The sequence below is a fragment of the Pelagerythrobacter sp. Soil_C_18 genome, assembly GCF_057657235.1.
The window spans coordinates 614,932-628,295 of the sequence record NZ_JBDGIU010000001.1 but is presented as its reverse complement, the minus strand read 5'-3'; the positions used below and the strand labels follow the sequence as shown (position 1 = coordinate 628,295).

The following is a 13,364-nucleotide window of genomic DNA, read 5'->3' as shown; positions in this document are numbered from 1 at the left end:
GGTCAAAGCGCCGCCACTTTCTGCGGCGGGAGTTCGACCACGCGCGCGGAAGGTTCGCGCTCGGCAGCCAGCCAGCGAGCCAGACTCCGCACCCCGGTGCGCCAGTCGGTCCGGGCGGGCAGGCGCAGCGCGGTATCGATGGCGCGGGTATCGGCGACGAACCAGCGCTGGTCGCCTGCCCGCCAGTCCTCGAACGTCACTTTCGGCTTATGGCCGAGAATCCGTCCGATCTCGTCGAGTAGGCCGCGCAGGCTGACGGCGTTCGCCGGTCCGCCGCCCCAGTTGAATGCGCGGCCCGAAATCGCGTCGATCCGCTCCAGCGCCGCGAGGTACACTCGGCAGGTATCCTCGATCGTACAGATGTCGCGGACCTGCCAGCCATCGCCGAACAGCGTGATCGGTCGGCCTTCCATCGCGCGGATCAGGAAGTGCGCGACCCAGCCCTGGTCTTCGGTCCCGAGCTGCCGCTCACCATAGATGCAGCTCATGCGGATCACGGCCGCACGCATTCCGAAGCTGCGCGCGTAGTCGAGGACATACTGGTCCGCCGCGCCCTTTGAACAGCCGTAGGGAGTGTGGAAGTCGAGCGGGCGCGTCTCGTCGAGCCCGCGCCGCGCAAGCTGCTGGTCCGTCGGCTCGTATCCATCGGGACTTGGGTCGAACTGCAGATCGGGCAGGTTGCCATAGACCTTGTTGGTCGAGGCGAAGATCAGGGGGGCTCCCGCGCCCGCCGCACGCAGCGCCTCGAGCAGGTTGAACGTCCCGCCTAGGTTCACGTCGAAGTCCGCGCGCGGATCGTCGAGGCTGGCCGTAACCGCGACCTGCGCCGCGAAATGGAACACCGCTGCAACGTCGCGCACCGCGCGGGTCACGGTCTCCCGCTCCCGCAGGTCGCCCACGATCGGCTCGATCTGCTCGCCGTGCCGGTCGGCGAGCCACTCCAGGTTGGCTTCGACACCAGGCCGTGCGAGCGAGTCGAGGATCCGCACGCGATAGCCGCGCTCGGCGAGCCGGTCGGCGAGGTTGCAGCCGATGAAGCCCGCCCCGCCGGTAACCAGGATCGTGCTGGCGGCGGGCGGCATCATGCGACCAGGCCCCTGAGCGCGAGTTCCTCGCGCGCAGTCGCGACGCGGTCGTGCGCGGTCTGCTGCGAGACCCATTCGGCAAGTTCCGCAAGGCCCGCGCCGAAATCCTCGCGCGCCTCGAAGCCGAGCACCTCGCGCGCGAGCCGGGTATCGCAATAGCAATGGCGGATGTCGCCGCTGCGCGCTTCGCCGGTAATGGTCGGCGCAATGTTGGGGCGGCCCATGGCGGCGGCGAGTGCCTCGGCGACTTCGCGGATCGACCGATCGAAGCCCGAGCCGACGTTGAGCGTCCGCCCCGCCGCTTCGGGGGCGAAGAGTGCATCGGCAAAGGCCCGCGCCACGTCGCGTACATGAACGAAGTCGCGGCGTTGCTCGCCATCCTCGAAGATCAGGGGAGGCTGTTCGTTGAGCAGGCGCGAGGAGAAGATCGCGAGAACGCCGGTGTAGGGGTTCGACAGGGCCTGACCCGGCCCGAACACGTTGAACAGGCGCAGGCAGGCGCTCTCGATGCCGTAGGCGCGGGCGACGATATGGGTCGACTGCTCCTGCACGTATTTGTTCAGCGCATAGACCGAGGAAAGCTGCGGGCGCTTCCACTCCGGCGTCGGCACCGGCGCGAGAGCCCGGCCCTGGCCGTCGACCGGATTCCAGCGCTCGCCGTCTCTCCGGCGGAGATCGCGGGCGGCGTCCTCCACCAGATCGCCATCGGCATTCCGGTAGAGCCCCTCTCCGTAGATGCTCATCGAGGAGGCGGAGACGATCCGCCGCACCGGGCGATCGATCAGGCGTTCGAGAAGGACGGCCGTTCCGAGGTCGTTGGCCGAAGTATAGCGCGCGATCTCGTACATCGACTGGCCGACACCGACCTCCGCGGCGAGGTGAATCACGCTGTCCACGCCATGAAGCGCGCGCGACACCGCATCGGCATCGCGCACGTCGGCCTGGATGAATTCTACTCCGTCGATCGCTGCGGGACGGTCGGCATGAACTTGTTCGATGAGCGCATCGAGAACCCTCACCCTGTGACCCCGGCCGATGAGTTCGCGCGCAACCGCGCTGCCGATGAACCCGGCGCCACCGGTCACTAATACAGTCTCAGACATTTGCAGATTCCAAGTAAAGCGAGAAGAGATAACCCATGTTATAGATTGTTTTATCCTATGTTATTCGCACACGATTAAGCTTCTTCATCACGAATGAAATCACAGCTTGTTTGTTCCAAGCGCTATATTTTCGATTCGTCGGGTTATTCGTGCGGCTCGTCGCTCCCCCCGACGGTGGACGGTTGCTTCTACAAAGCTGCCTGCCGAAGTGAGTCGGCGATGACGGCCAAGATTCTCCTCATCCGGCATGCGACTCACACGGACCTGGGCAGCAGGCTTTCCGGAAGATCGCGCGGAGGATCGCTTTCGGCGATCGGCTACACGCAAGCTCATGGAATCGCGCGCTATCTGGCCGAGGGGCGGCTGGACCGGATCGAAACGAGTCCTGTCGTGCGCGCGCGGGAAACCGCCGCCATCATCTCCTCGCGAACCGCAGTCCCGATGTTCGTCGCACCTGCGCTGGACGAGGTCGACTTCGGCGAGTGGGAAGGGCGCCCTTATGCAGAGCTCGAGGACGATCCCCGCTGGCGCGACTGGAACGCCGCCCGCTCGGTCGCGACGGCGCCCGACGGGGAAAGCATGGCGGCGGTGCAGGATCGCGCGCTAGCCCATGTCCGCGACAGCGCGAGGTCCTCACCGGGTGAAGTGATCGCCATGGTCACCCATTGCGACGTCATCCGCGCGGTCGTCGCGGGCGTTCTGGGGCTCTCGCTCGACAATCTCCTGCGCTTCTCGGTCGACCCCGCCTCGGTGACGCGACTCGAGGTCGGCTCGTGGGGCGCGAAGGTCTGCAGCATCAACGAGGGAGTTCCATGCATCGGTTGAGCGCATCGGTTAGAGAAGCGGCGGACGATCGCGCCGCGTACCTGAAGGCGCGCGTGGCCGAGCTGGGCCCCTGGTTTCAGAACATCGATCTCGGCGGCGGCGTGCACACGGCCGAGGATCACTTCCTCGGTGATTATCCGGCCTTCAAGTACCGCCGCTTCGCGCATGTTCTGCCGGAGGACATGGCCGGTATGTCGGTGCTCGACATAGGCTGCAATGCCGGCTTCTACGCCATCGAGATGAAGCGTCGCGGAGCCGATCGGGTGCTCGGCGTCGACAGCGACGACCGCTACCTCGCGCAAGCCGAATTCGTGGCCCAGGCGCTCGGGATCGAGGGGATCGAGTACCGCAAGCTGACGGTCTACGACGTCGGCAAGCTGGGCGAGCGGTTCGATCTCGTGATCTTCATGGGCGTGCTCTACCATCTCCGGCACCCGCTGCTGGCGCTCGACCTGATCCGGGAGCACGTCGCGCGCGATCTCATGCTGTTCCAGACGATGCAGCAAGGCACCGACGCGGTCCTGCAGGTGCCCAGAGATCATCCATTTCATGTGCCGGGCACCACGCGCCCGCCCGACTACTTCGACAATCCCGCCTATCCGCGGCTCCATTTCATCGAGCATGCCTTTGCCGAGGACTGGACGAACTGGTGGGCGCCGAACGCCGCGTGCAGCCAGGCGATGCTGCGCGCGTCCGGATTCTCGATCGAGGCGCAGCCCGAGCCGGAGGTCTACCTCTGCCGGGTCGCCGAGGTGCCTTACGCGCAATACGGCCCGGCGGCCGTCTATCCGGCAAGGGGGAACGACGGTGATTGAAGCCGCGATGATCTGGAACGAACCCAACAACAAGTCGCACTGGAATCTGGAACTCGACCCCGACTGGTCGATCTACGCCGACACCGCGATCCGTGCGGCGCGAGCGATCGCCCAAGTCAATCCGCAGCTGACGCGGGTGCTCGGCGGCATGTCGCCGATCGATCCCGCCTGGCTCCGGCGGATCCGCGATCTCGGGGTGCTCGACCATGTCGACGTGGTTGCGGTCCACGGTTTCCCGCTCGACTGGAATCTGTGGCCGATCCACGCCTGGCCGGAGAAGATCGCGGAGATCGAGCGGGAAGTGCCCGACATGCCGATCTGGGCGACCGAAGTCGGCGTCGGCAGCTTCGGGGCGGAGGAAGTGCAGATCTTCGGCCTCAAGACCACCGCCAAGCTCCTGCTGGACCGGGTGCCCAACGTCTACTGGTACTCGTTGTTCGACCTGCCGCACAGCTGGGGCGCGGAAACACGCCACCGGGAGGCGGAAGGGTCGAGCTACTACCGCCATTTCTACATGGGCCTGATTCGCGAGGACGGCACGCCCAAGCCTGCGCTCGACTATTACGCCCGCTGTGCCGACAGGATGGGCCTGATGCAGTGGTTCCATTTCGAGGATCCGCGGCTCGACGATGCGGTGAGTTGGATGCGGCAGCTCGGCGTGCGCAAGCTGCGCACCGGGCTTTCGTGGGCGGACAGCTTCCGGCCGGGATGGGAGGACTGGTTCGACCGGATGATGGAATCGCTGGCCGAGTTCGAGCTGCTGGTGACCTTCTGCTTCACGCCCGAGCATCTCGGGGTCGAGGCGCACCACACGAGCTGTGCCCGCGACCCCCAGGAATTCGCCGACTTCTGCGGCCGCATGGTGGAGCGCTACGCTCCCCCGGAACCGCAGAGCCGCACGCGCCATTTCATTCCCGAGGCGACAAGAGAGGCTGCACATGCGAGCTCCTGAACCGGCAGACATCAAGGTTGCACTGGTCGGCGTGGGCAACTGCGCCAGTTCGCTCGTGCAGGGCCTCTCCCACTATCGCGCGGGCGCGAACGATTTCACGGGGCTCATGCATCGCGAGATCGGCGGCTACGGGCCTGAGGACATCCGCGTGGTCGCCGCCTGGGACGTCGACGCGCGCAAGGTCGGGCGCGACGTGTCCGAGGCGATCTTCGCCAAGCCGAACTGCACCACGGTGTTCTGCGAACGGGTGCCCGAAAGCGGCGCACGGGTCCGGATGGGCCGGGTGCTCGACGGGGTGGCCGCGCACATGACCGAGCAGCCGGCCGACCGCGGCTTCACCGTCGCCATCGCGCCGGAGACCAGCAAGAGCGAGATCGTCGACGCCCTGCGCGAAAGCGAGGCCGACGTCCTGATGAACTACCTCCCGGTTGGTTCGCAACGTGCGAGCGAATTCTACGCCGAGTGCGCGCTCGAGGCGGGGGTGGCCTTCGTGAACAACATCCCCGTCTTCATCGCCAGCGACGCCGACTGGGCCGAGCGCTTCCGCGCGGCAGGCGTCCCGGTGATCGGCGACGATATCAAGGCCCAGCTCGGCGCGACGATCGTGCACCGCGTGCTGACCGACCTCTTCCGCAAGCGCGGTGTCAAGCTGGAGCGGACCTACCAGCTCAACACCGGTGGCAATACGGACTTCCTCAACATGCTCGAGCGTACGCGTCTCGCATCGAAGAAAGTCTCAAAGACCGAAGCGGTCCAGTCGGTCGCGGCGCAGCGGATCGCGGACGAGAACATCCATGTCGGCCCATCCGACTACGTCGCCTGGCAGAATGACAACAAGGTCTGCTTCCTGCGGATGGAGGGGCGGCTGTTCGGCGGCGTGCCGATGAACCTGGAACTGCGCCTCTCGGTCGAGGACAGCCCGAACTCCGCCGGGGTCGCGATCGATCTCATCCGCTGCGCCAAGGTCGCAAGCGACCGCGGGCTTGCCGGGCCGGTGATCCCGGCGGCAGCCTATTTCTGCAAGCACCCGCCGGAGCAGATGACCGACGACATCGCCTGGTCGGAGCTGGAGGTTTTCATCGCCGCGGAGAACGGCGCGGCATGAGCGCTTCGGCTGCGATCCGGGCGGCGGTGGTCCGCGGGCCCGGCGAGGTGTCCGTCGAAGTGGTCGAAGCGCCCGTGCCCGGCCCCGGCGAAGTCCGCGTGCGGCTGGAGGGGTGCGGCGTCTGCGCCTCGAACCTGGGCCCATGGTCCGGCCCCGAGTGGCAACAGTTTCCGCTCGAACCGGGCGAACTCGGGCACGAGGGCTGGGGCGTGATCGACGCCGTCGGACCCGGCGTGCAAGGCCTACTGCCAGGCGATCGGGTCGCAACGCTGTCCCACCGCTCGTACCGCGAGATGGACATTGCCCCGGCCGATGCGCTGGTGAAGCTGCCGCCGGCGCTCGAGGGCATGCCGTTCCCGGGCGAGCCGCTCGGCTGCGCATTCAACATCTTCGAGCGGAGCGACATTCGCGCCGCCCAGACCGTGGCGATCATCGGCATCGGCTTTCTCGGGGCGGTGCTCACCCGTCTCGCCAGCGAGGCCGGAGCGCACGTCATCGCCATCTCGCGCCGGCCGGAATCGCTGCAACTCGCCCGCGATCTCGGCGCGGAGTTCACGCTGCAGGCGGGCGACGATGCGGCGGTCGCAAACCGGGTCGGCGAACTGACCGGCGGCGAGATGTGCCCGCGCGTCATCGAATGCGTCGGCGATCAGCGCACACTGACGCTCGCAGGCGAGCTCGTCGGGATGGGCGGCCGGCTCGTGATCGCCGGCTACCATCAGGACGGGCCGCGGCAGGTCGACATGCAGGCCTGGAACTGGAAGGGGATAGACGTCGTCAACGCTCACGAGCGCGATCTCGGCCGGCAGAAAGCAGGTATCGAGAGGGCGATCGAGGCGGTCGCGGGCGGGCTGCTCGATCCGGCGCACCTCTTCACGCATCGCTACCCGCTGGAACGGCTGGGCGAAGCGCTCGACGCCACGCGCGACAAGCCGCAGGGCTTCGTCAAGGCGCTGATTCTCTACTGACGATGCGGCCGCGGACAGGATTTCTCGGCACGGGCTGGATCGGCCGGCATCGGATGGGAGCGCTGATCGCGGCAGACGCGGTGGACCCGGTCGCCTTCGTCGAGCCGGACGAGGAGGCCGCCCGCGCAACCCGAGCCGCCGCCCCTGGCGCGCAGCGCGTGCCGGATCTCGAAGCGCTGCTCGATGCGGGACTTGATGGGCTGGTGATCGCGACGCCAAGCGCGATGCATGCAGAGCAGGCGATCGCAGCGCTTGAACGCGGCGTCGCCGTGTTCTGCCAGAAGCCGCTCGCCCGCGACGCCGCGGAAACGCGCGCCGTCGTTGACGCGGCGCGTCGGGCGGACCGGCTGCTGGCGGTCGACTTCTCCTACCGCTTCACGCTGGCCGTCGAGGCGATTGCGCCGATCGTCCGCTCGGGCGAACTGGGGCGGCTGTTCGGGGCCGAGCTGGTCTTTCACAACGCCTATGGGCCGGACAAGGCGTGGTTCCGCGACCGGGCGCTTTCCGGCGGAGGGTGCGTGATCGATCTCGGAATTCACCTCGTCGACCTGCTCCTGTGGATGTTCGACTTCCCCGAGGTGCAGGCGGTCGACTCCCGCCTCTTCGCGCGCGGCGAACGGCTCCCGCCGTCGCCGGAGGCGGTCGAGGATTATGCCATGGCGACGATCGAACTCGCTGGCGGCGTCGTCGCGCGGATGGACTGCTCGTGGAACCACCACGCGGGCCGCGACGCCGACATTCGTTTTGCCGTGTTCGGCACGGAAGGTTCGGTTGCGGTCGAGAACATGGGCGGCAGCTTCTACGACTTTGCCGCATACCGGCGCGATGGGACCCGGACGCAAACTCTGGTGGAGCCGCCCGACGATTGGGGCGGGAAGGCCGCGATCGACTGGGCGCAGCGCCTTGCCGCGGACAACCGCTTCGACGAGCGCTGCCGCGATATGGTGGCCGTGGCTGACATCCTGGACCGGATCTATCGCGGCAACTGAAGCGCGCGCGGCTGTTCCGAAAGGGAAACCCCGCCCGGCGGCAACGCGGCCAACTTGCCGCCGAGCGGGAGGCGGCGAACCGATCGTGAGAGGAGCGTCGGCTCGCCCGGGGGACATCGTCGGCCAGGAACAATCCTGCGGCCCTTCTACCGCCTGCCTGCCGAGGCCGCGCTATACTGGATCAGATTGAACGCGATTCCGTCTCGCTTGCGCGGCGGCTGACCGGATCGTCCGGCCGGTCGACGATCCAGAGTCCTTCGGTAGTGGCCGTGCGGCGCAGGGTCGCGATGTAGTTTCCACTGCGGGAAAGCTCGGCGCGCCGCCCCGGGCGTTCGTTGGCCAGGTGCGGGAGGGCGTCGGCAGGGCTTCGTCCCTCGAATTCGACGTACTTCGCGGCGCCCAGATGGTCGTCTTGGAATGTCAGACGGTAGGTGATCATTCGTGCCCCGGTCGCGTCAGGCCGCGATGACGTTGATGTGGCTGCCGATCTCGTCCGCAAAGACGGAATGCGCCCGTCGGATCTGGTCGACGGTGACCATGCCGACGACCCGGTCGCGGGCGTCGAGCAGCGGGATTGTGTCGAGCTTCGCGTCGACCATCGCCAGCAGGATGCTCTCGGGATCGTCGTCCGCGCGGCAGCACAGCGCGGGCGCGGTCATGAATTCGCGGACGCGGGTGAGCCAGCCGTCCAGACCTTCCGCAACCATGCGGATCACGATGTCGCGGTCGCTGATCGTGCCGACGAACTTGCCGTCCTGGGTTACGGGAAGGACTCTGGCGCCCGTATCCCGCATCATCCTGGCCGCGGCCTCGAGCGTGTCGAGGTGTCTGAGGCAGGGCACGTCCTGCGAGGCGGCTGGGGAAGGTCTCATCGGATGCTCCTCTCGGTGGAGAGGTATTTGAAACCTTGAGGAAAACCGCGCACTAAACTGCCTCAATTAAAAGAATGGAATCCGACGAGCGGTGTCGGGGGAGCGACGGGTTGCCAGCCACCTTGTCGGCCTTGCGACTCACTGCCCCGCTTCCATGCCGGGTTTCAGCACGACCTTGGTCCAGGTGTTCTGCTCGTCGCGGAAGCAGCGATAGCCGCGCGGCGCTTCTTCGAGGGGGAGCGTGTGGCTGATGAGGAAAGTGGTATCGATCACCCCCTCCTCGATCATCGCGAGCAGCCGGTCGGTGTACCGCTGCACGTGCGTCTGGCCGGCGCGGACCGTTACGCTCTTCTCCATCAGCGCGCCGAGGGGGAACTTGTCGGTCATCCCGCCATAGACGCCCGGGACCGAGAGGCGTCCGCCGGGGCGGACCGCGAGCAGCGCCTGCTTGAACACGCTTGCGCGGTCGGCGCCGATGCCGACCTTCTGCTTCACCACGTCGATCACGTTGTCGATCGCGAAGCCGTGGGCTTCCATGCCGACGGCATCGATCGCGGCGTCGACCCCGATGCCGCCGGTCATTTCGAGCAGCGCCTCGCGCACGTGCGTTTCGCGGAAATTGATCGTCTCCGCGCCGAGCTTGTGCGCAAGCTCCAGGCGCTGCGGATAGTGATCGATGGCGATCACCCGCGCGGCGCCCATCGCCAGCGCCGCCTGGACGGCGAACAGGCCGACCGGGCCGCAGCCCCATACGGCCACCGTATCGTCCGGCTGGATCTCCGCATTCTCCGCCGCCATCCATCCGGTGGGAAGAATGTCGGACAGGAACAGGACCTTCTCGTCCTCCAGATGGTCGGGCACCACGATCGGTCCGACGTCGGAGAACGGCACGCGGACGTATTCGGCCTGCCCGCCCGAGTATCCTCCGGTCATATGCGAGTATCCGAACAGGCCCGCCATGGGGTGGCCGTAGAGCGTTGCCGAAGCGTCCTGCTTCTCGACCGGGTTGGAGTTCTCGCACGCCGAATACTGCTCGATCCGGCAGTGGAAGCAGCCGCCGCAGCTTATGGTGAAAGGCACCACCACGCGCTGCCCCTTCTGCAAGGTGCTGCGGGGGCCCGTCTCGACGACTTCGCCCATGAATTCATGGCCGAGGATGTCGCCTGCCATCATTCCGGGAATGACGCCGTCGTAGAGATGGAGGTCCGATCCGCAGATCGCCGTGCTCGACACCTTGATGATGGCATCGCGCGGGTTGACGATCTCCGGATCATCGACCGTTTCGACCCGCACGTCCTTGGTGCCGTGCCATGTCAGCGCTCGCATCAGGCATTCTCCATCTGGGCCGCGCGCGCCGCATCCTTGCGGCGCGCAGAGGTGGCGATTTCGCCGGTTTCCATCAGCATCTTGAAGCGCTTGAGATCGTGCCGCGCCTGAACCTCCGGTTCGCGCCGGAACAGCTTGGCGGCCGCACGGCCCGCCTCTCCCATCGGGGGAACATAGGCGATGATCAGGCCGACCCGCGTGCCGCGCTGGCCTGGCGCGTCTTCGAACGTCACCCGGCCTTCGGTGTCGATGTCGGAGCCTTCGACCGAGCGCCACGCGATGAGTTCGCCGTCCACTTCCCGGGCGATGCGGGTCTCGACCTGGACCGACTTGCCGGCAGGGGCGCGGATGGTCCAGACCGAATGCCCGTCGGTGCCGGCGGGGGAAACCTCGATCAGGTTCTCCATGAACTGCGCGAGATTGCTGAAGTCGCGCCAAAAGGCGAATAGCTCCGTGCGCGGACGGGCGATCGTCACGCTCCGCCCGACGACTTCGTAGCGGCCGAAGTCGCGCCGGGCGGTGAAGCCCGGGGCATCGTCCGCCGGGTGGTCCCGGTGCCGCCGCCTGTTCTGCTGCTTCAGTGCAAGGGCAATCGCGCCCGCCGCAAGCGCTATCCCGGCGGCAAGCGCGCCGTGGGTCCGTCCATGTGAAGTCATCGCCTGAATTCCCGCTGTTTCTCACGGGATCAACGGGCGCAGAGGGTTTCGTTTCTCGGACTTCGGCAGGTTCGTCCCGCAAGGAGAACGGTCTATCTAAACTCCTGAATATTATGCGTAAATAATAACATGAGTTAAGGTAAATCGCTCCGCCTTCAGCCTGCGTCCCGCTGGAGGCGATTGCGCTTGCGGCCAAGGTTCCGCGCCAGGGCGGCAGGGTCGTGCAGCGTCACGCGGCCGCTCCGCCACGAGAGATCGCCACTCCTGCGGCAGGCCTGCAGCGTGCGGTTCAGGTGAACCGGCGTAAGCCCCAGCGCGTCGGCGAAGCACTCCTGCGTCAGCGGCATCGCGAACGTATTGCCTTCCGCCTCGCCCGAGCGCTGAAGCCGTTCGAGAAGCTCGAGCAGCAGGTCGCAGACGCGCTCGCGGGCATCCATGCGCCCGAGCCGGGTGACGTTGTCGATCAGCTGCAGGCGGTGCGCCAGCCGCTCCTTCTCGTATGCGAGCGAGAGGCCCGAGCCCGGCTCGGCTTCCGGCGCCGTGCACAGGACGACGTTGTCCAGCGCGACCTGGGACGTCAGCGCGCAGTCCTGGCAGCTCCAGCTCCGCCCGAAGAGTTCGCCCGCAAGGGTGAAGCCGACGATCTGCCGGCGGCCGTCGGGCAGGATGCGCTGATGCGCGACCCAGCCGCGCAGCAGCAAGGTCGGCCTGGCCGGCTCGGCGCCTTCACGGACGATCTCGGTCCGCCCGGGGAAATAGCGTGCGTCGGCCGCGGCATCCGCGATCTTGCGCAGGTCCGTTTCGCTAAGCCGGGCAAGCGAACCAAGGCGGCGCACCGCCGTCTGTTCGGGCTGCGAGACGGCGTAGGTCCGGCTCAGCATGGTGCGCTCCGGATCATCTCTTGAAGGGCAGAGATCAGCTCCTTGTCGCCCGCCGGCTTAGTGAGCCGCGGCTGCGAAAGATAGGGTTCCGGCAAGTGCCAGCCGTCGTAGCCGGTCACGAACAGCACCGGCACCCGCTCCTCCATCAGGCGGTCGGCCAGCCCGTAGGACGTCTTGCTTCCCAGCTCGATGTCGAGAATGGCTGCGTCCGGCGCCTGATCGGCAAGGCTCTGGTTCGCTTCGTCCACGCTGGCGACCGGACCGATCACGATCATCTGGTCGCGCTGCAGCGCCCGCGTCAGGTCGGCGGCGATGAAGTAGTCGTCCTCAACCACCAGTATGCGTTTGCCCTTCAGCCGGTCACGCATCGGGCGCCTCCATGGCGGCCGCGGTCCCGCGGGTCTCGATTGGCGTGGAGATGAAGCATCGCACTCCGCCGCCATGGATATCGAGCCGCGTCTCGGCTCCCAGGCGGTAAGGAAGTGCCTTTTCGATCAGTTCTTTACCGAATCCGTCTCGTTGTCCCACCACTGGCACGATCGGTACTCCTGTTTCGATCCAACGTAAGTCCAAGATCGGGCGCGCGCGCTTATCCATGTTAACCGACCAACGTATATCGAGCGTCGCGCCCGGCACTCTGAGGGCGCCGAACTTGATGGCGTTCATCGTCAACTCGTGAATGGCGAGGCCGATGTTCTCCGCGGCGACGGTGTCGAGCTGGACGGGGGGCCCGTCGATGATCAGCGTGGCGCCGTCGCCCTGGCCGACGCTGAGGAGCTCGTCGCGGATCATGACTTCGAGGTCGACCAGACCCGAGGGGCTCTGCGCGACGATCACCTGCGTCCGCGCCAGCGCATCGAGCCGGCCCTTGAAGTGCATGGACGCTTCGTCGATGTCGGCACTCGTCTCGACGGTCCGCGAGAACACGTAGCGGACGATCGAGAGCATGTTGCGCACGCGGTGCTGCAGTTCGGCCACCAGCACCTTCTGCCGTTCCATCGACTGGCGCTCGGCTTGCGGGAAGCTGTGCTGCCGCTCCTCGCGCGAGATCGCGTCCATCCGGTATGCGGCGCTCGCGAAGCGGGAGAGGGATCCCATCAGGCGCAGGTCCTCGCTGTCGAACTCGCGCCGTTCGTCGTGCGAGAGCAGCCAGATGATGCCCACCGGCCTCGCGCTATGATGGAAGGGGACCAGCAGCGCCTCGTGCACTGGCGCGCCGCCGCTCGCCTCCGAGCAGTGCAGTCCGGGCTGTTGGAGCAGGAGCGGCCGGTCCTGCATGATCGCCCGGTGGCAGGATTGCACGCCGAGCGACGGAGCGCCCCGTGCACGGCTCCACGCCCCCGCCAGCGCGACCTCGCGAAACCGCTGCCTGTCGTCACTCCCAGCCAGAATGCTAATGCCGGCCGTGTGAGCCAGGTCCGTATCGACCAGCAGATCGCACAAGTCCTGCGCCACATGCTCCGGCCGGTTGGCCAGCGCGGATGCGAGCAGCACAAGAAGTTCGGCTTCCAGCCTGTAGTCTGGCGGCCGAGATGAGCGGCACTTCAGCGACTCGATCGTTCGATCAGCACCGAGGTCCGCAGGTTCCACACTCGGCGTCATGCCAAAAGGAATGACAGCCGGACGATGAAGTTCCCCACACGCCGGACGAACTGTTGGGCGGCTGCGCCAGATCTACTTCCATGAATTCTAACAAATATTAGAGTTGCTGTTTGGTAATGCACTTGCGGTGCCGCGCCACGGCGGAGAGCTACGGGCTAAACCCAAGCATTATTGGGGCTTGCGCC

Annotated in this window: 15 protein-coding genes; 6 read left to right on the top strand and 9 right to left on the bottom strand. The window is 66.7% G+C overall.

Annotation, left to right across the window (positions count from 1 at the left end; all coding sequences use genetic code 11):
- Window positions 1–2 precede the first annotated feature (2 nt).
- Entirely contained in the window at window positions 3–1,085 is a 1,083-nt protein-coding gene (locus tag AC3A5N_RS02810; RefSeq protein WP_487735782.1) for an SDR family NAD(P)-dependent oxidoreductase, read from the bottom strand.
- Complete coding sequence (locus AC3A5N_RS02805; protein WP_487735781.1) at window positions 1,082–2,188, bottom strand: SDR family NAD(P)-dependent oxidoreductase; 1,107 nt, start codon at window positions 2,186–2,188, stop codon at window positions 1,082–1,084. The genes AC3A5N_RS02810 and AC3A5N_RS02805 overlap by 4 nt, the downstream gene beginning before the upstream one ends.
- A 219-nt stretch (window positions 2,189–2,407) precedes the next feature.
- Between AC3A5N_RS02805 and AC3A5N_RS02800 the strand changes: the two genes are divergently transcribed.
- From AC3A5N_RS02800 to AC3A5N_RS02775, 6 genes are read left to right on the top strand one after another with little or no spacing between them, the layout of a single operon-like run.
- Entirely contained in the window at window positions 2,408–3,013 is a 606-nt protein-coding gene (locus AC3A5N_RS02800) for a histidine phosphatase family protein (protein WP_487735780.1), read from the top strand.
- The gene (locus tag AC3A5N_RS02795; RefSeq protein ID WP_487735779.1) at window positions 3,001–3,828 is read left to right on the top strand and encodes a TIGR04290 family methyltransferase; all 828 of its coding nucleotides are present in this window, start codon (window positions 3,001–3,003) and stop codon (window positions 3,826–3,828) included. The genes AC3A5N_RS02800 and AC3A5N_RS02795 overlap by 13 nt, the downstream gene beginning before the upstream one ends.
- Window positions 3,821–4,780, top strand: coding sequence for a beta-xylosidase (locus AC3A5N_RS02790; RefSeq protein WP_487735778.1), 960 nt, complete (start codon window positions 3,821–3,823; stop codon window positions 4,778–4,780). Before AC3A5N_RS02795 ends, AC3A5N_RS02790 begins: the two co-directional genes overlap by 8 nt.
- Complete coding sequence (locus tag AC3A5N_RS02785; RefSeq protein WP_487735777.1) at window positions 4,767–5,885, top strand: inositol-3-phosphate synthase; 1,119 nt, start codon at window positions 4,767–4,769, stop codon at window positions 5,883–5,885. Before AC3A5N_RS02790 ends, AC3A5N_RS02785 begins: the two co-directional genes overlap by 14 nt.
- A complete protein-coding gene (locus AC3A5N_RS02780; protein WP_487735776.1) occupies window positions 5,882–6,853 on the top strand; it encodes an MDR/zinc-dependent alcohol dehydrogenase-like family protein in 972 nt (323 codons plus the stop codon). Before AC3A5N_RS02785 ends, AC3A5N_RS02780 begins: the two co-directional genes overlap by 4 nt.
- 2 nt (window positions 6,854–6,855) lie before the next feature.
- Window positions 6,856–7,842, top strand: a complete 987-nt coding sequence (locus tag AC3A5N_RS02775; RefSeq protein ID WP_487735775.1) for a Gfo/Idh/MocA family protein — start codon at window positions 6,856–6,858, stop codon at window positions 7,840–7,842.
- 181 nt (window positions 7,843–8,023) lie between these two features.
- On the opposite strand, the gene AC3A5N_RS02770 is transcribed toward AC3A5N_RS02775, so the two are convergent.
- The 7 genes from AC3A5N_RS02770 to AC3A5N_RS02740 form a co-directional block, all read right to left on the bottom strand.
- Entirely contained in the window at window positions 8,024–8,281 is a 258-nt protein-coding gene (locus AC3A5N_RS02770; protein ID WP_487735774.1) for a hypothetical protein, read from the bottom strand.
- 16 nt (window positions 8,282–8,297) lie between these two features.
- Window positions 8,298–8,714 carry a CBS domain-containing protein gene (locus tag AC3A5N_RS02765; protein ID WP_487735773.1) on the bottom strand — a complete coding sequence of 139 codons (417 nt, stop codon included), beginning with the start codon at window positions 8,712–8,714 and terminating at the stop codon, window positions 8,298–8,300.
- A gap of 138 nt (window positions 8,715–8,852) precedes the next feature.
- Complete coding sequence (locus AC3A5N_RS02760; RefSeq protein ID WP_487735772.1) at window positions 8,853–10,040, bottom strand: zinc-dependent alcohol dehydrogenase; 1,188 nt, start codon at window positions 10,038–10,040, stop codon at window positions 8,853–8,855.
- A complete protein-coding gene (locus AC3A5N_RS02755; RefSeq protein ID WP_487735771.1) occupies window positions 10,040–10,696 on the bottom strand; it encodes an SRPBCC family protein in 657 nt (218 codons plus the stop codon). Before AC3A5N_RS02755 ends, AC3A5N_RS02760 begins: the two co-directional genes overlap by 1 nt.
- A 155-nt stretch (window positions 10,697–10,851) precedes the next feature.
- A complete protein-coding gene (locus AC3A5N_RS02750) occupies window positions 10,852–11,577 on the bottom strand; it encodes a Crp/Fnr family transcriptional regulator (protein ID WP_487735770.1) in 726 nt (241 codons plus the stop codon).
- Complete coding sequence (locus tag AC3A5N_RS02745; RefSeq protein ID WP_487735769.1) at window positions 11,571–11,945, bottom strand: response regulator; 375 nt, start codon at window positions 11,943–11,945, stop codon at window positions 11,571–11,573. The genes AC3A5N_RS02750 and AC3A5N_RS02745 overlap by 7 nt, the downstream gene beginning before the upstream one ends.
- Entirely contained in the window at window positions 11,938–13,071 is a 1,134-nt protein-coding gene (locus AC3A5N_RS02740) for a sensor histidine kinase (protein ID WP_487735768.1), read from the bottom strand. The genes AC3A5N_RS02745 and AC3A5N_RS02740 overlap by 8 nt, the downstream gene beginning before the upstream one ends.
- Window positions 13,072–13,364: the final 293 nt, after the last annotated feature.

Bases quoted from the DNA above. Each gene is read 5' to 3' on its own strand.
- AC3A5N_RS02810 (WP_487735782.1), bottom strand. From the start codon at position 1,085: ATGATGCCGCCCGCCGCCAGCACGATCCTGGTTACCGGCGGGGCGGGC.
- AC3A5N_RS02805 (WP_487735781.1), bottom strand. From the start codon at position 2,188: ATGTCTGAGACTGTATTAGTGACCGGTGGCGCCGGGTTCATCGGCAGC.
- AC3A5N_RS02800 (WP_487735780.1), top strand. From the start codon at position 2,408: ATGACGGCCAAGATTCTCCTCATCCGGCATGCGACTCACACGGACCTG.
- AC3A5N_RS02795 (WP_487735779.1), top strand. From the start codon at position 3,001: ATGCATCGGTTGAGCGCATCGGTTAGAGAAGCGGCGGACGATCGCGCC.
- AC3A5N_RS02785 (WP_487735777.1), top strand. From the start codon at position 4,767: ATGCGAGCTCCTGAACCGGCAGACATCAAGGTTGCACTGGTCGGCGTG.
- AC3A5N_RS02780 (WP_487735776.1), top strand. From the start codon at position 5,882: ATGAGCGCTTCGGCTGCGATCCGGGCGGCGGTGGTCCGCGGGCCCGGC.
- AC3A5N_RS02775 (WP_487735775.1), top strand. From the start codon at position 6,856: ATGCGGCCGCGGACAGGATTTCTCGGCACGGGCTGGATCGGCCGGCAT.
- AC3A5N_RS02770 (WP_487735774.1), bottom strand. From the start codon at position 8,281: ATGATCACCTACCGTCTGACATTCCAAGACGACCATCTGGGCGCCGCG.
- AC3A5N_RS02765 (WP_487735773.1), bottom strand. From the start codon at position 8,714: ATGAGACCTTCCCCAGCCGCCTCGCAGGACGTGCCCTGCCTCAGACAC.
- AC3A5N_RS02760 (WP_487735772.1), bottom strand. From the start codon at position 10,040: ATGCGAGCGCTGACATGGCACGGCACCAAGGACGTGCGGGTCGAAACG.
- AC3A5N_RS02755 (WP_487735771.1), bottom strand. From the start codon at position 10,696: ATGACTTCACATGGACGGACCCACGGCGCGCTTGCCGCCGGGATAGCG.
- AC3A5N_RS02750 (WP_487735770.1), bottom strand. From the start codon at position 11,577: ATGCTGAGCCGGACCTACGCCGTCTCGCAGCCCGAACAGACGGCGGTG.
- AC3A5N_RS02745 (WP_487735769.1), bottom strand. From the start codon at position 11,945: ATGCGTGACCGGCTGAAGGGCAAACGCATACTGGTGGTTGAGGACGAC.